This is a genomic window from Nocardioides sp. zg-DK7169, from assembly GCF_013155365.1.
GTDB lineage: Bacteria > Actinomycetota > Actinomycetes > Propionibacteriales > Nocardioidaceae > Nocardioides.
Map to the genome: position 1 here is coordinate 65,030 of NZ_JABJRA010000009.1, position 14,326 is coordinate 79,355.

A 14,326-nucleotide genomic window follows, 5' to 3' on the forward strand; every position below is an offset into this window, starting at 1 on the left:
GGGCCTGCGGGAAGGTAGCGTCGCTCACACGTCGCACGGCCGCGAGACCCTGGTGTGGAGCAGCTGTCCAGACCATCTCGTGACCTGACCAATCCAGATCCCGCGCCGCTCCGAACACGGGGCACCCGCGCGCAGGAGGACCACCTCGCCGGGCGACAGGTAGGCGACACGAGCGGGAGGAAGCGCCGGTGGAGGGACCCAGCGAGGCGACCACGGACGAAGCCGGGGCGGCGGTGCTCGACGAGGACCTCGTCGTCCTCGTCGACGACGACGGGACACCGTGCGGCACCGCCCCGCGGGCGACGGTGCACACCCGGGACACCCCGTTGCACCTCGCGTTCTCCTGCTACGTGCGCGACGAGCAGGGCCGCCTGCTGCTGACCCGACGGGCGGTCACCAAGCGCACCTGGCCCGGGGTGTGGACCAACTCCTTCTGCGGCCACCAGCGCCCGGGCGAGGACCTGGGCGACACGATCCGCCGCTACGCCGGCCACGAGCTCGGGCTGGAGGTCGTCGACCTCCAGCAGGTCGTGCCCGACTTCCGCTACCGCGCCGTCGACGCGGGCGGGCTGGTCGAGAACGAGCTGTGCCCGGTGTGGACCGCGCGCACCACCGGTCAACCGGACCCGAACCCCGACGAGGTGGCCGAGAGCCGCTGGGTCACCGACGAGGAGCTGCGCGCCGCGGTCGACGCGGCACCGTGGGCGCTCAGCCCGTGGCTGCTGCTCCAGGTGCCGCTGCTCGAGGCGGCCCACTGGTCCCCCGCGCAGGCGGGCCCGCGATGAACGGCGAGCCGGCGGCAGGCGCCGCCACCCTCGAGCGCCGGCCCGCGGAGCCGTCCGCCGCACCCGCTGCGCCGCCCGCGCTCGAACCGGCCCCCGAGCCGGCCCGGCTCGCCGAGGCCCTGCTCGACGCCGGACGCGGCGGCAAGCGCTTCCGCCCCCGCCTGGTCCGCGCCGTGCACGAGCTGCTCGGCGGGACGGCGGCCGAGGCAGCAGTCCAGGTCGGCGAGGCCGTGGAGCTGCTGCACACCGCCTTCGTGGTCCACGACGACGTCATCGACGGCGACGACGTACGCCGGGGACGGGCCAGCACCTCGGGGGCGTTCCGGCACGACGCCGCCCGCGCCGGCGCCTCCCCCGAGGCGGCCGCGACCTACGCGCTCGCCGGTGCCGTCCTCACCGGCGACCTGGCCCTGGCCGGCGCGGTGCGCGCGATGGCCACGGTGCCCGCCGGCGCCGCCACGGTGCGCCGCCTGCTCGACCTGCTCGACCACGCCATCCGGGTCTCCGCCGCCGGGGAGCTGGCCGACGTCCGGCACTCCCTCGGTCTCGAGGACCCCACCCTCGCGGAGGTCCTGGCCGTGGCCGAGCACAAGACGGCCGTCTACTCCTTCCAGCTCCCGATGCAGGCCGGCGCCGTGCTGGCCGGCGCCCCGGTCGAGGTCGTGGACGGCCTCGGGGAGGTCGGGCGCCGACTGGGCACCGCCTTCCAGCTGCGCGACGACCTGCTCGGCGTCTTCGGCGACCCCCGCGAGACCGGCAAGAGCGACCTCGGCGACCTGCGCGAGGGCAAGCGCACCCCGCTGGTCGTGCACGCCCGCACCACGGCCACCTGGCCCGAGGTGCAGCCCCACCTCGGCGACCCCGGGCTGAGCCCCGCCGACGCCGTGCGGGTGCGCGCGGCGCTGGAGGCCGGGGGCTCGCGGGCGTTCGTCACCGACCTGGCCGCCGCGCACGTCGACGCCGCCCTCGTCTGCGCCGCCGGGCTCGCCGTACCCCCCGAGCTGGTCGGCTGGCTCGGCGAGCTCGCCGCCCGGATCTCGACCGACCCCGCCGTCCGCCCCGACCGGAGTGACGCATGAGCGCCGTCGAGCCCCGCCCGGCACCCGGCGACGAGCCGGCCCCCGACGGGCCGCACCACCTCTACGACCAGGTCGCCGAGGCCAGCGCGGCCCTGGTGATCGAGCACTACTCCAGCTCCTTCGGCCTGGCCAGCCGGCTGCTCGCCGAACCGGTCCGCACCCGGGTCCGCAACGTCTACGCGCTGGTCCGCGTCGCCGACGAGGTCGTGGACGCCCCGCGCCCCGACGCCACGCGCGCCCAGCAGGCCCACGTGCTCGACGAGCTCGAGGCCGAGGTCCGCGTCGCGCTGGTGCGCGGGCACAGCAGCAACCTGGTGGTGCACGCCTTCGCCCGCACCGCCCGCCGCTGCGGGATCGGCCACGACCTGATCGACCCGTTCTTCGCCTCGATGCGCACCGACCTGTTCCGCACCGTGCACGACCAGGACAGCTTCGAGCGCTACGTCTACGGTTCCGCCGAGGTCATCGGCCTGATGTGCCTGCGCGCGTTCCTCGCCGACGAGCCCGGGCCCGAGGCGGCGTACGACGCGCTCGCCGGCGGCGCCCAGCGGCTCGGCGCGGCCTTCCAGAAGGTGAACTTCCTGCGCGACCTGGCCACCGACGAGGGGCTGCTCGGTCGCAGCTACTTCCCCGGGGTCGACCCCGCCCGCCTCGACGACGCGACCCGCGACCGGCTCCTCGACGGCATCGACGCCGACCTCGCGGCGGCCGCCGCGGTGATCCCGGCACTGCCGGCCAGCAGCCGGCGCGCCGTGCGGGTCGCCCACGGCCTCTTCGCCGAGCTCTCCACCCGTCTGCGGCGCACCCCGGCCGCCGAGATCCGGCAGCGCCGGGTCCGGGTGCCCGGTCCCGCGAAGGCCCGCATCGCGGCCCGCTGCCTGCTGCGGGGCGGCCGATGAGCGCGCGCTCCGGGGCCACCGCACCCGGCACGGCGGTCGTCATCGGCGGCGGGATCAGCGGCCTGGCCACGGCCGCGCTGCTGGCCCACGAGGGCTGGTCGGTCGACCTGCTCGAGCGCCAGGACACCCTCGGCGGGCGCGCCGGGCGCTGGGAGGTCGACGGCTACCGCTTCGACACCGGCCCGTCGTGGTACCTGATGCCGGAGGTCTTCGACCACTTCTTCGAGCTGCTCGGCACCTCCACGGCCGAGCAGCTCGAGCTCGTCACCCTCGACCCGGCGTACCGGGTCTTCTTCGAGGGCCGCGAGCAGCCGCTCGACCTGCGCCTGGACCGGGCCGCCAACGAGGCGCTCTTCGAGTCCGTCGAGCCCGGTGCGGGCGCCGCGCTGTCGGACTACCTCGACTCCGCCCGGCACGTCTACGACCTGGCGGTGCAGCGCTTCCTCTACACCAGCTTCGACTCGCCGACCACGATGCTCAACGCCGACGTGCTGCGCAACGGCCCCCGGCTCTCCTCGCTGCTCACCCGGTCGTTGGAGTCCCACGTCGCGGCGCGGTTCGACGACGAGCGGCTGCGCCAGGTGCTCGGCTACCCGGCGGTCTTCCTGGGCACCTCGCCCGAGCGCGCCCCGAGCATGTACCACCTGATGAGCTGGATGGACCTCGCCGACGGGGTGCGCTACCCGCAGGGCGGCTTCACCACGATCATCGACGCGATCGCGCGCCTCGCCGCCGAGCGCGGGGCGCGGCTGCGCACCGGCTGCACGGTCGAGGCGGTCCGCACCACCCGCCGCGGCCGCGGCGCCCGGGTGCAGGGCGTGCGCTACGTCGACGCGGACGGCGCGCGCCACGACCTGGACGCCGACGTCGTCGTGGGCGCCGCGGACCTGCACCACCTGGAGACCGGGCTGCTGCCGCGCGACCTGCAGACCTTCCCCGAGTCCTGGTGGCGGCGCCGCGACGCCGGGCCGGGCGGCGTGCTCGCGCTGCTGGGCGTCGACGGTGAGCTGCCCGAGCTCGCCCACCACTCGCTGTTCTTCACCCGCGACTGGCGGCGCAACTTCGACGACATCTTCGGCTCCGCGCGGCGGGTCCCCGACCCCGCGTCGCTCTACGTCTGCCGCCCCTCCGCGACCGACCCGAGCGTGGCCCCCGCGGGCAAGGAGAACCTCTTCGTGCTGATCCCCGTCCCGGCCGACCCGGCCATCGGCCACGGCGGCCTCGACGGCGCCGGCGACGCGGGCGTCGAGAAGGCGACCGACGCCGCGATCGCCGAGATCGGCGCCTGGGCCGGCGTGTCGGACCTCGGCGACCGGGTCGAGGTTCGCCGTACGATCGGGCCGGCCGACTTCGCGGCCGACCTCAACTCCTGGAGCGGTGGAATGCTCGGCCCCGGCCACACCCTGAAGCAGAGCGCGTTCTTCCGCGCCGCCAACGTCTCGCGCAAGGTGGAGGGCCTGATGTACGCCGGCTACGCCACCCGTCCCGGCGTCGGCCTGCCCATGTGCCTGATCAGCGCCGAGCTGGTGCTCAAGCGACTGCGGGGGGACACCTCCACCGGGCCCTCGCAGGTCGCGGGCGCAGGACGGGGCGCATGAGCCTGCTGTACCTGCTGTCGATCCTTGCCTCGGGGTTCTGCATGGGCCTGGTCGACCGTCGCTGGAGGCTGTTCCTCTTCGACCGGCCGCGGCGTGCGCTCGTGGTGCTCGCCGCCGGCCTGGCCTACTTCCTGACCTGGGACCTGGTCGCGATCGGCCTGGAGATCTATCACCGCGGCGAGTCCGAGGCCATGACCGGTATCGAGGTGGCTCCCGAGCTGCCGCTCGAGGAGCTGTTCTTCATCGTCTTCCTCTGCTACGTCACGATGGTCCTCCACGGGCTGTTCCGGATGCTGCTCGCCAGGTCCTCCGGTCCGGCCGGGCCCGCCTCGGGCACCGGCCACGCGCGCCGGGAGGCCCTCGGATGACCTACGTGCTCGTGTCCTCCGCGTTCGTCGCGGTGGCGCTCGCCGTGCTCGCGACCGCGGTCGTACGGCGCCGTCCCGACCGCCGCTGGTGGGCGGCCACCGGGCTCACGCTCCTGGCGCTCATGGCGCTGACGGCGGTCTTCGACAACCTGATGATCGCGGTGGACCTGTTCGGCTACGTCGACGACCAGATCTCCGGGCTCAAGATCGGCCTGGCGCCCATCGAGGACTTCGCCTGGCCGCTGGCGGCCGTCGCCGGGCTGCCCGCCCTCGCGCTGCTCCTCGACCGGGTCCTGGATCGGCGCGAGCGGTGAGCGCCTGGGGCCAGGTGCTCGCGTCCTCGAGGCCGCTGAGCTGGGTCAACACCGCCTACCCGTTCGCCGCGGCGTACCTGCTCGCCGGCGGGCGCCCCGACGGCGCCGCCGAGTGGGCGGTGCTGGTGCTGGGCACGCTGTACTTCCTGGTGCCGTACAACCTGCTGATGTACGGCCTCAACGACGTCTTCGACTACGAGTCCGACATCCGCAACCCCCGCAAGGGCGGGGTGGAGGGCGTCGTCCTGGACCGCGGGGTGCACCGGCGCACCATCTGGGCGGCGGCGCTGAGCAACGTGCCGTTCGTGGCCGCGCTGGTCGCGCTCGGCGACGTGGCGTCCACCGCGGTGCTGGCGGTGAGCGTGTTCGCGGTGGTGGCCTACTCCGCGCCCGGGCTGCGGTTCAAGGAGCGCCCGTTCCTGGACTCGATCACCTCGAGCACCCACTTCGTCTCCCCCGCCGTCCTCGGCCTGGCGATGAGCGGGGCCGGGCTCGACGCGACCGCGCTCGCGGCGCTGGCCGGGTTCTTCCTGTGGGGCATGGGCTCGCACGCCTTCGGCGCGGTGCAGGACATCGAGGCCGACCGGGCCGGCGGGATCGGCTCGGTCGGCACCGTCATGGGCGCCTCGACGACGACCTGGTTCGCACTGGGCTGCTACGTCGTGGCGGGGCTGCTGCTGCTCAGCCTGCCCTGGCCGGGCTCGCTCTCGGCGCTGCTGGTGCTGCCCTACGTCGCCAACGTGGCGCCGTACGTCCGCCTCACCGACGCGGAGTGCGGGCGCGCGAACGCGGGCTGGCGCCGCTTCCTGTGGCTGAACTTCCTGACCGGGTTCCTGATCACGCAGCTCTTCTTGTGGATGACGATCGGCTGGTAGCCCGCCCCCGGGCGAACCGGTCGCGCCAGCGCAGCCACGGCGGCTGGTCGGCCCAGTTGAGCCGCAGCGTGCGGACGGCGCGGTCCAGGCGCCGGCGCAGCTGGGGCAGGCCGTGCAGCGAGCGCGCGGAGACCTCGACGTCGAGGCCGGGGTCGAGGCGGATCCGGGCGTGCGGGCCGAGCACGAAGGCGAGGTCGAGGTCGTCGTGCACCTCGGCGTCGTCGCGGTGCACCTGCTCGCGCACCCGCTCCCACGACGAGCGGCGCAGCGCCATGCTGGAGCCCCACAGCGCGGTGTGCCCGAGCGCGAGGTGGCACAGCGCGTAGTAGGACCCGAGGTAGACCAGCGCGACCGGACGCCCGAGCAGCGGCGGGAGGTCGTGGAACCGGCCGGTCCCGGTCGCCGCGTCCAGACGGGGGTCGGCCATCCGGCGCCCGACCCTCGACACCCAGGCCGGCCCGGGCCGCGAGTCGGCGTCCAGCCGGGCGATGACCTGGCCGCGCGCCGCGTCATAGCCGGCGGCGGCCGCCTGCGGGATGCCCGGCGACGCCTCGTGGACCACCCGCGCCCCGTGGCGGCGGGCCACCTCGGCGGTGTCGTCGGTCGAGGCGTTGTCGACCACGACGACCTCGTACGGCGCCACGCTCTGGCGCGCCAGCAGCACCAGGCAGCGCTCGAGGGCCACGGCGTCGTCGCGCGCGGGGACCACCACCGAGACGCTCGGGTGGTGCGGGTGCCGCGCGGAGGGTCCTCTCATCGAGCAGGTCCCGCTCGCCGCGCCCCGGGTTGGCGCAGGAGCGCATCGCTCAGCAGGAGCGCCCCGGCGATCGCCGCGCCCACCATCCCGGAGACCAGGTCGCCGAGGGTGTCCTCGTAGCCCACCTGGATCCGGTCGTCGACGAGGGCGTGGCCGGCCCACTCCAGCACCTCCCAGACCAGCGCGAGGACGGTGCCGGCCCCCGTGGCCACCACCACCCGACCGGGCCACGGGACGGTCGCGGGCAGCCACCGGACCCGCACCGTCACGACGTACGCGACGACGGCGATCAGGCCGGTCGCCGCGGCGTGGACGACGGTGTCGAGCCAGGCGAAGCGCAGGTAGAGGTCGAGGACCGCGGCCCACGCGCCGGCCAGCAGCACCGAGCAGTAGGTGACGTCGAGTGACGGCGGAGCGCCCAGCGCGCGCGGGATCATCGTCCCGCCCAGCACCAGCAGGAACAGCGCAAAGCCCACGAACCCCCACCCGCTCGCGCCCACCGCCACGCTCGCCAGCGCGACCGCGCGCAGCAGGTCGCCCACCACCCAGCGTGGCGCGGACACAGCGTCGGGCTCTGCAGTCGTCGTCACCGCGCCACGGTACCCACGCCCCGGGGCGCCGAGCCCACCCGCGAGGCTCGGTTGGCGGCCCGTTGGTCGAGCGCAGCCCGTCGGTCGAGGTTGTCGAGCCCGCGGGCCGGGGGTGCGGCGCCCGCGGCGATCGGCAGCCCGCCGGCGTCAACCCCGTGGCCGGCGGCGCCCCTGTTGGTCGAGGTCGTCGAGACCATGGCCGGAGAGGGCTCCCCGACCGCTCGCCGGCGCTCGCTGCTCGACCGACGGTGCTGGCCCTGGGCGCTCGCGGCTCGACCATCAGTGCGCTGCTCGACCAGCGGATGGCGGACCATCGTCCGGGCTCAGCCGGTTGGTCGAGCTCGTCGAGACCGTGGCCAGAGGTACCGCGCCCGCGGCGGTCGGCAGCCCGCCGGTGTCAGCCCCATGGCGGGGCGGCGCCCCCCTTGCTCAAGCCTGTGGAGACCGTATGGAGAACCCCTTACTCTCGAACGTGCGTTCGAGTAGAATGAGGCATGGCCGACCCCGAGCTCCCCGACTGCGACACCCCAGCCGCCGTGCTGGCCTTCGCACAGCGCCGACGGGCTGCCGCCCAGCGCGCGGAGGTCGACGTCCTGGAGGCCGCCCTGGTGTGGGCGGCGATGCACCCGGAGGAGACGGTCGCCGACTCGACGCCCACGACCGGACTGGTGTTCGGTGAGCTGGCCGTCCCGCTTGCCGGCGAGGGCACGCCGCTGGTCGCGGAGTTCGCCCCGATGGAGTTCGGTGCCGCGCTCGGCATGTCCACCGATGCCGCCCGAGGCCTCGTCGGTGACGCCCTCGAGCTGGCCCACCGGCTGCCGCGGATCTGGAAGCGCATCCGCGCCGGCGAGGTCCCGGTGTGGAAGGGCCGCCGGATCGCGCAGCTGACCAGCACACTCCCCCTCGACGGCGCCGAGTTCGTCGACCGTCAGCTCGCCGCAGTCGTCGGGAAGATCAGTTGGGCCGGGATCGGGCGCCTCGTCGACCGGGCACGGGTCATGTTCGACCCCGAAGGCGCCGAGAAGGACCGCCGGGAGGCTGCGGACGGCCGACGCTTCGACGTGCACACCCGCGAGGCGACCCACGACGGGACCGCGCACATCGAGGGTGTAGTCGACCTCGCTGATGCGATCGATCTGGACACCGCAATCCGCCGGGGTGCCGAGGAACTGGCCGCGCTCGGGTCCACCGAGTCGTTGGACGTGCGCCGCTCGATGGCGGCTGGTGAGCTGGCCCGGCGCCAGCTGGCCTTCGACCTCCGTGCCGAGGCAGGCAGCGCTGGTGAAGGCGCCGCCTCGGTCGTGAGGCCGCGCCAGGTCGTCATCCACGTCCACCTCTCCGACGCTGCGATCAGTCGTGAGGAGGCCGGCTTCGCGCACGTCGAGGAGACCCGGTCGGTCGTGTCGACCAAGCAGGTCCGTGACTGGTGCAGCAGTGACGCCCACGTGACCATCAAGCCGGTCATCGACCTCGAGGCCCACCACCACAGCGACGCCTACGCTGCGCCCGACCGACTGGCCGAGCAGACCAAGCTCGCCCAACCGGTGTGCGCGTTCCCGTGGTGCGAGAGGCCGGCCCGCAGGTGCGACACCGACCATGTCACCGCACACGGTGAAGGCGGCCCGACGTGCTCATGCAATCTCGCGCCGTTGTGCCGGCGCCATCACCGGGCCAAGACCCACACGGCGTGGACCTACGACAAGACCGACGCCGCGACGTACCTCTGGCGATCACCGCACGGTCTTCACCTCCTGAAGGACCGCGCCGCCACCCGCCTCGTCACCGCGCGCCCGCCGGACGAGTAGATCCACCGCCCCGGACCCCACCAGCAACCCAGCCGGCGGGGCCACACCCCTGCGTGGGCCTCGGCGAGCTCGACCCAGCCACCAGCGGACCAACGCTCAGTGGCCGCGGGTGTGGGCGCGGACGGTGTCGCGCAGCGCCTGCTCGGGGTCGACCCCGGCGGCGTGGGCCTCCGCGACCAGGGCGAGGAGGCGCTCGCCGAGGTCCGGCGACCCCGCGTCGGTCGCGACCGGACGGCCGGCCCGGGCGAGGCGGTCGAGAGCCTTGTCGGCGTACAGCAGCGCCGGAAGGGTGGGGGCGATGCCGTCGAGGGCGGAGGTGCGGGCGCTCTTCTCCTCCGCCTTGATCGCCTCCCACGCCTCGTTGACGGCGGCGGCGTCCTGCGGGGGCGCGGCCCCGGGTGCCTGCCCGGGCGGCGGGAAGACGTGCGGGTTGCGGCGGACCATCTTCGCGGTGATGCCGCGGGCGACGTCGTCGAGGTCGAACGCGCCGGACTCCTCGGCGACCACGGCGTGGAAGTACACCTGGAGCAGCAGGTCGCCGAGCTCCTCGCGCAGGTGGGCGGCGTCCCCGGTGTCGATCGCCTCGAGGGTCTCGTGGGTCTCCTCGAGCAGGTAGCGCGCCAGCGAGCGGTGCGTCTGCTCGGCCTTCCACGGGCACTCCGCGCGCAGGCGGCGCATCACCGCCAGCAGCTCGAGCAGCGGCTCGCCGGAGGTGGCGGCGCGGTCCGGGTCGTCCGGGCGGTCGGGGCGGTCGGGCTCGGGCACGGGTACGACGTGCTCAGGCGCCGCAGCGCTGGTTGGCGGGCAGACCGGCGGTGACCTCGGCCGCCTCGGCCTGGGAGGCGGGGGCCGCGGCCATCCGGGCCCAGTCGGAGACCGGGACCGACAGGTCCTCGCGCCCGCCCGCGACGCCACCCTCGCCGATCACGAGGCTGTCGAAGAGCGGGTTGGACTCCAGCCCGTGGTCCTCGGCCCACTCCGCCCCGAGCTCGTAGCCGCGCGCACGCGCCTCCTCCTCGGAGGCGCCGGGGCTGAGGTCCCGGGCGCCCCACTCGGTCAGCACGAGGTCGAGGTGGCCGTCGCCGGTGAAGCCCGGCATCGCCTCCTCGAGCTGCTCGGGGTCGGCGCCCTGGTAGGCGTTGCGGATCGTGTCGATGCCCGCCCGGAGGTCGTCCTCCACGTCGATGCCCTGCTCCGCCGCGATCTGGTCGGCGGCGATGTTGAGCGCGAGGCCGCGCTGGGCGGCCGAGCGCACGATCCCCATCGGGTACTCGGCCGGAGCAGCCGGCTGGCCGGGCTGGGTGTTCTGCGCCTGGGCCACCAGCACCGAGCACAGGCTCTCGGTGACGTCCTCGACCTCGCCCATCGACACGACCTCCTCGTCCACGACCGCCGCGGTCCCCGGCCGGAGGTCGGTGCCGTCCGGCCCGCAGCCGCTCAGCAGCACGAGCGGGACGACGGCGGCGGCGAGGGACACGAGCGGACGGCGCACGGGGGCTCCTAGGGCTTCGACTTCTGGTCGCTCTTCGCGACCGCGTGGTCGGGGTCGATGACGGCGTCGATCACATGGCGGGCCCATTCAAGCAGGGCGATCCCGTCGATGGGCTTACCTCCGACCGGCGCGGTCTGCGGACGCGGCACCAGGATCGTGTCGACCTGGGGCTTCACGATCGAGCGCGGGTACATGCGGTTCAGGCGCACCACCCGCGACTCCGGCAGCGAGACCGGTGCGAAGCGGACGTTCTTGCCGGCGATCGTCACCTCGCCGACGCCCGCCTGCCGGGCCCGGGCGCGGAACCGGGCGACCAGCAGCAGCGAGATCACCACGATCGGCGGCTCGCCGTAGCGGTCGATGAGCTCCTCGTTGATCGCGTCGACGTCCTCGTCGGTGCGGACCTCCGCCAGGCGCTTGTACATCTCCAGGCGCAGCCGCTCGCTCGGGATGTAGTCGTGCGGCAGGTGCGCGTCGACCGGCAGCTCGATGCGGACCTCGTTGAGCTCGGGCTCGGTGTCGCCCTTGAACTCGTTGACCGCCTCGCCGACCAGGCGCACGTAGAGGTCGAAGCCGACGTCCTCGATGTGGCCCGACTGCGCGCCGCCGAGCAGGTTGCCGGCGCCGCGGATCTCCAGGTCCTTCATCGCGATCGCCATGCCGCCGCCGAGGTCGGAGTGCTGGGCCAGGGTGGCCAGCCGCTCGTGGGCGGTCTCGGTCAGCGGCTTCTCCCCCGGGTAGAGGAAGTAGGCGTAGGCGCGCTCGCGGGACCGGCCGACGCGACCGCGCAGCTGGTGCAGCTGGGACAGGCCGAGGGTGTCGGCGCGCTCGATGATCATCGTGTTGGCGTTGGAGACGTCGAGGCCCGACTCGACCAGGGTCGTGCAGACCAGCACGTCGAAGCGCTTCTCCCAGAAGTCGAGCATGACCTGCTCGAGCTGCTTCTCCCCCATCTGGCCGTGGGCGGTGGCTACCCGTGCCTCGGGGACCAGCTCGCGCAGCCGCGCGGCGGCCTTCTCGATGGAGTTCACCCGGTTGTGGATGTAGAAGACCTGGCCGTCGCGCAGCAGCTCGCGGCGCAGCGCGGCGACCACCTGACGGTCCTCGTAGGGCCCGACGTAGGTCAGCACCGGGTGCCGCTCCTCCGGCGGCGTGGCGATGGTGGACATCTCGCGGATGCCGGTGATCGCCATCTCCAGGGTGCGCGGGATCGGCGTCGCGGACATCGACAGCACGTCGACGGAGGTGCGCAGCCGCTTCATCTGCTCCTTGTGCTCGACACCGAAGCGCTGCTCCTCGTCGACAATGATCAACCCGAGGTCCTTGAACCGGATGTCGGGGTTCAGCAGCCGGTGGGTGCCCACGACGATGTCGACGGTGCCGTCGGCGAGCCCGGCCATGACCTCCTTGGCCTCCTTGTCGCTCTGGAACCGCGAGAGCGCCTTGAGGTTGACCGGGAAGTTGCTCATCCGCTCGGCGAACGTCGAGAGGTGCTGGGTGACCAGCAGCGTCGTCGGCACCAGCACGGCGACCTGCTTGCCGTCCTGCACCGCCTTGAACGCCGCGCGCACCGCGATCTCGGTCTTGCCGTAGCCCACGTCGCCGCAGATCAGTCGGTCCATCGGGACCGTCTGGCGCATGTCGGCCTTGACCTCCTCGACCGTGCTGAGCTGGTCGGGGGTCTCGGTGAAGGGGAAGGCGTCCTCGAGCTCGCGCTGCCACGGGGTGTCCGGGCCGAAGGCGTAGCCCTTGGTCGCCTGGCGGGCGGCGTAGAGCTTGATCAGCTCGGCGGCGATCTCGCGCACCGCCTTGCGGGCGCGGTTCTTGCGCTTGGTCCAGTCCGCACCGCCGAGGCGGTCCAGGCTGGGCTGCTCCCCGCCGACGTAGCGGGTCACCTGGTCCAGCGCGTCGGCCGGGACGTAGAGCCGGTCCGGCGGGGCGCCGCGCTTGGAGGCGCCGTACTCGAGCACGAGGTACTCGCGCACCGCGCCGCCGGCCTCGCGCTGCTTCATCTCCACGAAGCGGCCCACGCCGTGCTGCTCGTGGACGACGTAGTCGCCGGTCTTGAGCTCGAGGGGGTCGATCTGCTTGCGCCGGCGCACCGGCATCTTGCGCATGTCGCGCGTGGAGCTCTTCTGCCCCGACACGTCGTCGCCGGTGAGAAGCACCAGCCGGTTGGTGTCGTCGACGAAGCCGTGCGCCAGCCCGCCGACGGTGACCGACACCGTCGTCGGCAGCAGCTCCTCGCCGGTCTCGATGCCCTCGAGGTAGCGCGCGGAGACGTCGCGCTCGGTGAGCACCTCCACGGCTCGCTCGGCCGGACCCGGCCCGGCGTACACGAGCACGGCGCGGTACCCGTCGTCGGTCCAGCGCTGCAGGTCGCGCGTCGCACGCTCGGTGTCGCCGCGGTAGGCGTCGACCGGGCGCATCGGCAGCCCGCGGCTCGGCACGCCGGCGTCCTCCGCGGAGGACCCGACCGGCGCGGCCTGCTGGTCGTCGAGGCCGAACGGGCTCAGCGTCCACCAGGGCAGCCCGAGGTCGAGGGCGTGGTCGCGCACGTCGCCCACCGAGCGGTACGACGCGGCGCCGAGGTCGATCGGGGCGGTGCCGCCGCTCGCGGCCGCGGCCCAGCTGGCGCCGAGGAACTCCTCGCTGGTGGCGACCAGGTCCTGGGCGCGGGTGCGGACCCGCTCGGGGTCGAGGACCAGCACGTGGGTGCGCTCGGGGAGCAGGTCGACCAGCAGCTCCATCTCGTCGACCAGCACCGGGGCGAGCGACTCCATCCCGTCCACGGCGATGCCGGCGGCGATCTTGTCGGTGAGCTCGAGCAGCTGCGGGTGGCTGCGCCCCAGCTCGGCGGCGCGGGCGCGGACCTCCTCGGTCAGCAGCAGCTCGCGGCACGGCGGCGCCCAGAGCCGCTCGACCTTCTCCAGGGTGCGCTGGTCGGCGACGGAGAAGGCGCGGATCTCCTCGACCTCGTCGCCCCAGAACTCCACGCGCAGCGGGTGCTCCTCGGTGGGCGGGAAGACGTCGACGATGCCGCCGCGAACCGCGAACTCACCGCGCTTCTCGACCAGGTCGACGCGCGAGTAGGCCGCGTCGGCCAACCGGGCGACGACGTCGTCGAGGGAGGCGGTGGAGCCGGCGAGGATCTCCACCGGCGCCAGGTCGCCCAGGCCCTTGACCTGCGGCTGCAGCACCGAGCGCACCGGGGCGACCACGACCTTCAGCGGCCCGTTGCTCACGTCGTCGCCGGGGTGGCACAGCCGGCGCAGGACCGCGAGGCGGCGCCCGACCGTGTCGCTGCGCGGGCTCAACCGCTCGTGCGGGAGCGTCTCCCAGCTCGGGTAGTAGGCCACCGTCGCGGGGTCGAGGAAGCAGCCGAGGGCGTCGACCAGGTCCTCGGCCTCGCGCGAGGTCGCGGTCACCGCGAGCACCGTGCGGTCCTCGCGGACCAGGCCGGTGACCACGAACGGGCGCAGCGACTCGGGGGCGGTGAGGTCCAGGGCCTTGACCCGCCCGGGTCCGGCGTCGGCGAGGGCGCCGGCGAGGGTCGGGTCGGCGAGAACGGCATCGGCGAGGCCGTTGAGGCTCACGTGACTCCTCTGGAGTGGAGAGTGTGGGGTGGTCGCCCGCGCCGCAGGCAGCACGAGCGCCTCCGGCCGACAGGTCGCGGAGGGACCTCGTGAGTCTACGGAAGGGCTCCGACACATCCCGCTCCGCGGCTGCCGCAATTTGGGGATGCAGCGACCGGCGTCGTCCCG

13 protein-coding genes are annotated in these 14,326 nt (G+C 74.1%); 8 read left to right on the forward strand and 5 right to left on the reverse strand.

Going from position 1 to position 14,326, the window contains the following annotated elements; genetic code table 11:
• The first annotated feature begins 188 nt into the window (after positions 1–188).
• The 7 genes from idi to HOQ23_RS14190 are packed head-to-tail and all read left to right on the forward strand — an operon-like array spanning position 189 to position 5,918.
• Positions 189–785: an isopentenyl-diphosphate Delta-isomerase gene (gene idi, locus HOQ23_RS14160; protein ID WP_367650498.1), complete on the forward strand. Its 597-nt coding sequence runs from the start codon at positions 189–191 to the stop codon at positions 783–785.
• Positions 782–1,864 carry a polyprenyl synthetase family protein gene (locus tag HOQ23_RS14165; RefSeq protein WP_172215261.1) on the forward strand — a complete coding sequence of 361 codons (1,083 nt, stop codon included), beginning with the start codon at positions 782–784 and terminating at the stop codon, positions 1,862–1,864. Before idi ends, HOQ23_RS14165 begins: the two co-directional genes overlap by 4 nt.
• Positions 1,861–2,763, forward strand: coding sequence for a squalene/phytoene synthase family protein (locus HOQ23_RS14170; protein WP_172215262.1), 903 nt, complete (start codon positions 1,861–1,863; stop codon positions 2,761–2,763). The genes HOQ23_RS14165 and HOQ23_RS14170 overlap by 4 nt, the downstream gene beginning before the upstream one ends.
• Positions 2,760–4,361, forward strand: coding sequence for a phytoene desaturase family protein (gene crtI / locus HOQ23_RS14175; RefSeq protein ID WP_172215263.1), 1,602 nt, complete (start codon positions 2,760–2,762; stop codon positions 4,359–4,361). Before HOQ23_RS14170 ends, crtI begins: the two co-directional genes overlap by 4 nt.
• Complete coding sequence (locus tag HOQ23_RS14180; protein ID WP_172215264.1) at positions 4,358–4,729, forward strand: lycopene cyclase domain-containing protein; 372 nt, start codon at positions 4,358–4,360, stop codon at positions 4,727–4,729. Before crtI ends, HOQ23_RS14180 begins: the two co-directional genes overlap by 4 nt.
• Positions 4,726–5,043: a lycopene cyclase domain-containing protein gene (locus tag HOQ23_RS14185; RefSeq protein WP_172215265.1), complete on the forward strand. Its 318-nt coding sequence runs from the start codon at positions 4,726–4,728 to the stop codon at positions 5,041–5,043. Before HOQ23_RS14180 ends, HOQ23_RS14185 begins: the two co-directional genes overlap by 4 nt.
• On the forward strand, positions 5,040–5,918 hold the full coding sequence (locus tag HOQ23_RS14190) for a prenyltransferase (protein WP_172215266.1): 879 nt from the start codon (positions 5,040–5,042) through the stop codon (positions 5,916–5,918). Before HOQ23_RS14185 ends, HOQ23_RS14190 begins: the two co-directional genes overlap by 4 nt.
• Here HOQ23_RS14190 and HOQ23_RS14195 read toward each other — a convergent pair.
• Together HOQ23_RS14195 and HOQ23_RS14200 are read right to left on the reverse strand one after the other, a co-directional pair.
• Positions 5,881–6,675: a glycosyltransferase family 2 protein gene (locus HOQ23_RS14195; RefSeq protein WP_172215267.1), complete on the reverse strand. Its 795-nt coding sequence runs from the start codon at positions 6,673–6,675 to the stop codon at positions 5,881–5,883. The genes HOQ23_RS14190 and HOQ23_RS14195 overlap by 38 nt on opposite strands.
• Entirely contained in the window at positions 6,672–7,265 is a 594-nt protein-coding gene (locus tag HOQ23_RS14200) for a hypothetical protein (protein WP_216654233.1), read from the reverse strand. Before HOQ23_RS14200 ends, HOQ23_RS14195 begins: the two co-directional genes overlap by 4 nt.
• 494 nt (positions 7,266–7,759) lie before the next feature.
• Here HOQ23_RS14200 and HOQ23_RS14205 point away from each other — a divergent pair, with 494 nt between their 5' ends.
• Positions 7,760–9,070 (forward strand): HNH endonuclease signature motif containing protein, encoded by a 1,311-nt coding sequence (locus HOQ23_RS14205; protein ID WP_172215268.1) that lies wholly within the window; start codon positions 7,760–7,762, stop codon positions 9,068–9,070.
• 96 nt (positions 9,071–9,166) lie between these two features.
• Here the strand turns inward: HOQ23_RS14205 and HOQ23_RS14210 are convergent, their stop codons facing one another.
• From HOQ23_RS14210 to mfd, 3 genes are read right to left on the reverse strand one after another with little or no spacing between them, the layout of a single operon-like run.
• Positions 9,167–9,835, reverse strand: coding sequence for a MazG nucleotide pyrophosphohydrolase domain-containing protein (locus HOQ23_RS14210; RefSeq protein ID WP_367650499.1), 669 nt, complete (start codon positions 9,833–9,835; stop codon positions 9,167–9,169).
• A gap of 13 nt (positions 9,836–9,848) precedes the next feature.
• On the reverse strand, positions 9,849–10,562 hold the full coding sequence (locus HOQ23_RS14215; RefSeq protein ID WP_172215269.1) for a hypothetical protein: 714 nt from the start codon (positions 10,560–10,562) through the stop codon (positions 9,849–9,851).
• An 8-nt stretch (positions 10,563–10,570) separates the two neighbouring features.
• On the reverse strand, positions 10,571–14,158 hold the full coding sequence (gene mfd / locus HOQ23_RS14220; protein WP_172215270.1) for a transcription-repair coupling factor: 3,588 nt from the start codon (positions 14,156–14,158) through the stop codon (positions 10,571–10,573).
• Between the last annotated feature and the right edge of the window lie 168 nt (positions 14,159–14,326).

Bases quoted from the DNA above. Each gene is read 5' to 3' on its own strand.
- HOQ23_RS14165 (WP_172215261.1), top strand. From the start codon at position 782: ATGAACGGCGAGCCGGCGGCAGGCGCCGCCACCCTCGAGCGCCGGCCC.
- HOQ23_RS14180 (WP_172215264.1), top strand. From the start codon at position 4,358: ATGAGCCTGCTGTACCTGCTGTCGATCCTTGCCTCGGGGTTCTGCATG.
- HOQ23_RS14195 (WP_172215267.1), bottom strand. From the start codon at position 6,675: ATGAGAGGACCCTCCGCGCGGCACCCGCACCACCCGAGCGTCTCGGTG.
- crtI (WP_172215263.1), top strand. From the start codon at position 2,760: ATGAGCGCGCGCTCCGGGGCCACCGCACCCGGCACGGCGGTCGTCATC.
- HOQ23_RS14170 (WP_172215262.1), top strand. From the start codon at position 1,861: ATGAGCGCCGTCGAGCCCCGCCCGGCACCCGGCGACGAGCCGGCCCCC.
- HOQ23_RS14185 (WP_172215265.1), top strand. From the start codon at position 4,726: ATGACCTACGTGCTCGTGTCCTCCGCGTTCGTCGCGGTGGCGCTCGCC.
- HOQ23_RS14205 (WP_172215268.1), top strand. From the start codon at position 7,760: ATGGCCGACCCCGAGCTCCCCGACTGCGACACCCCAGCCGCCGTGCTG.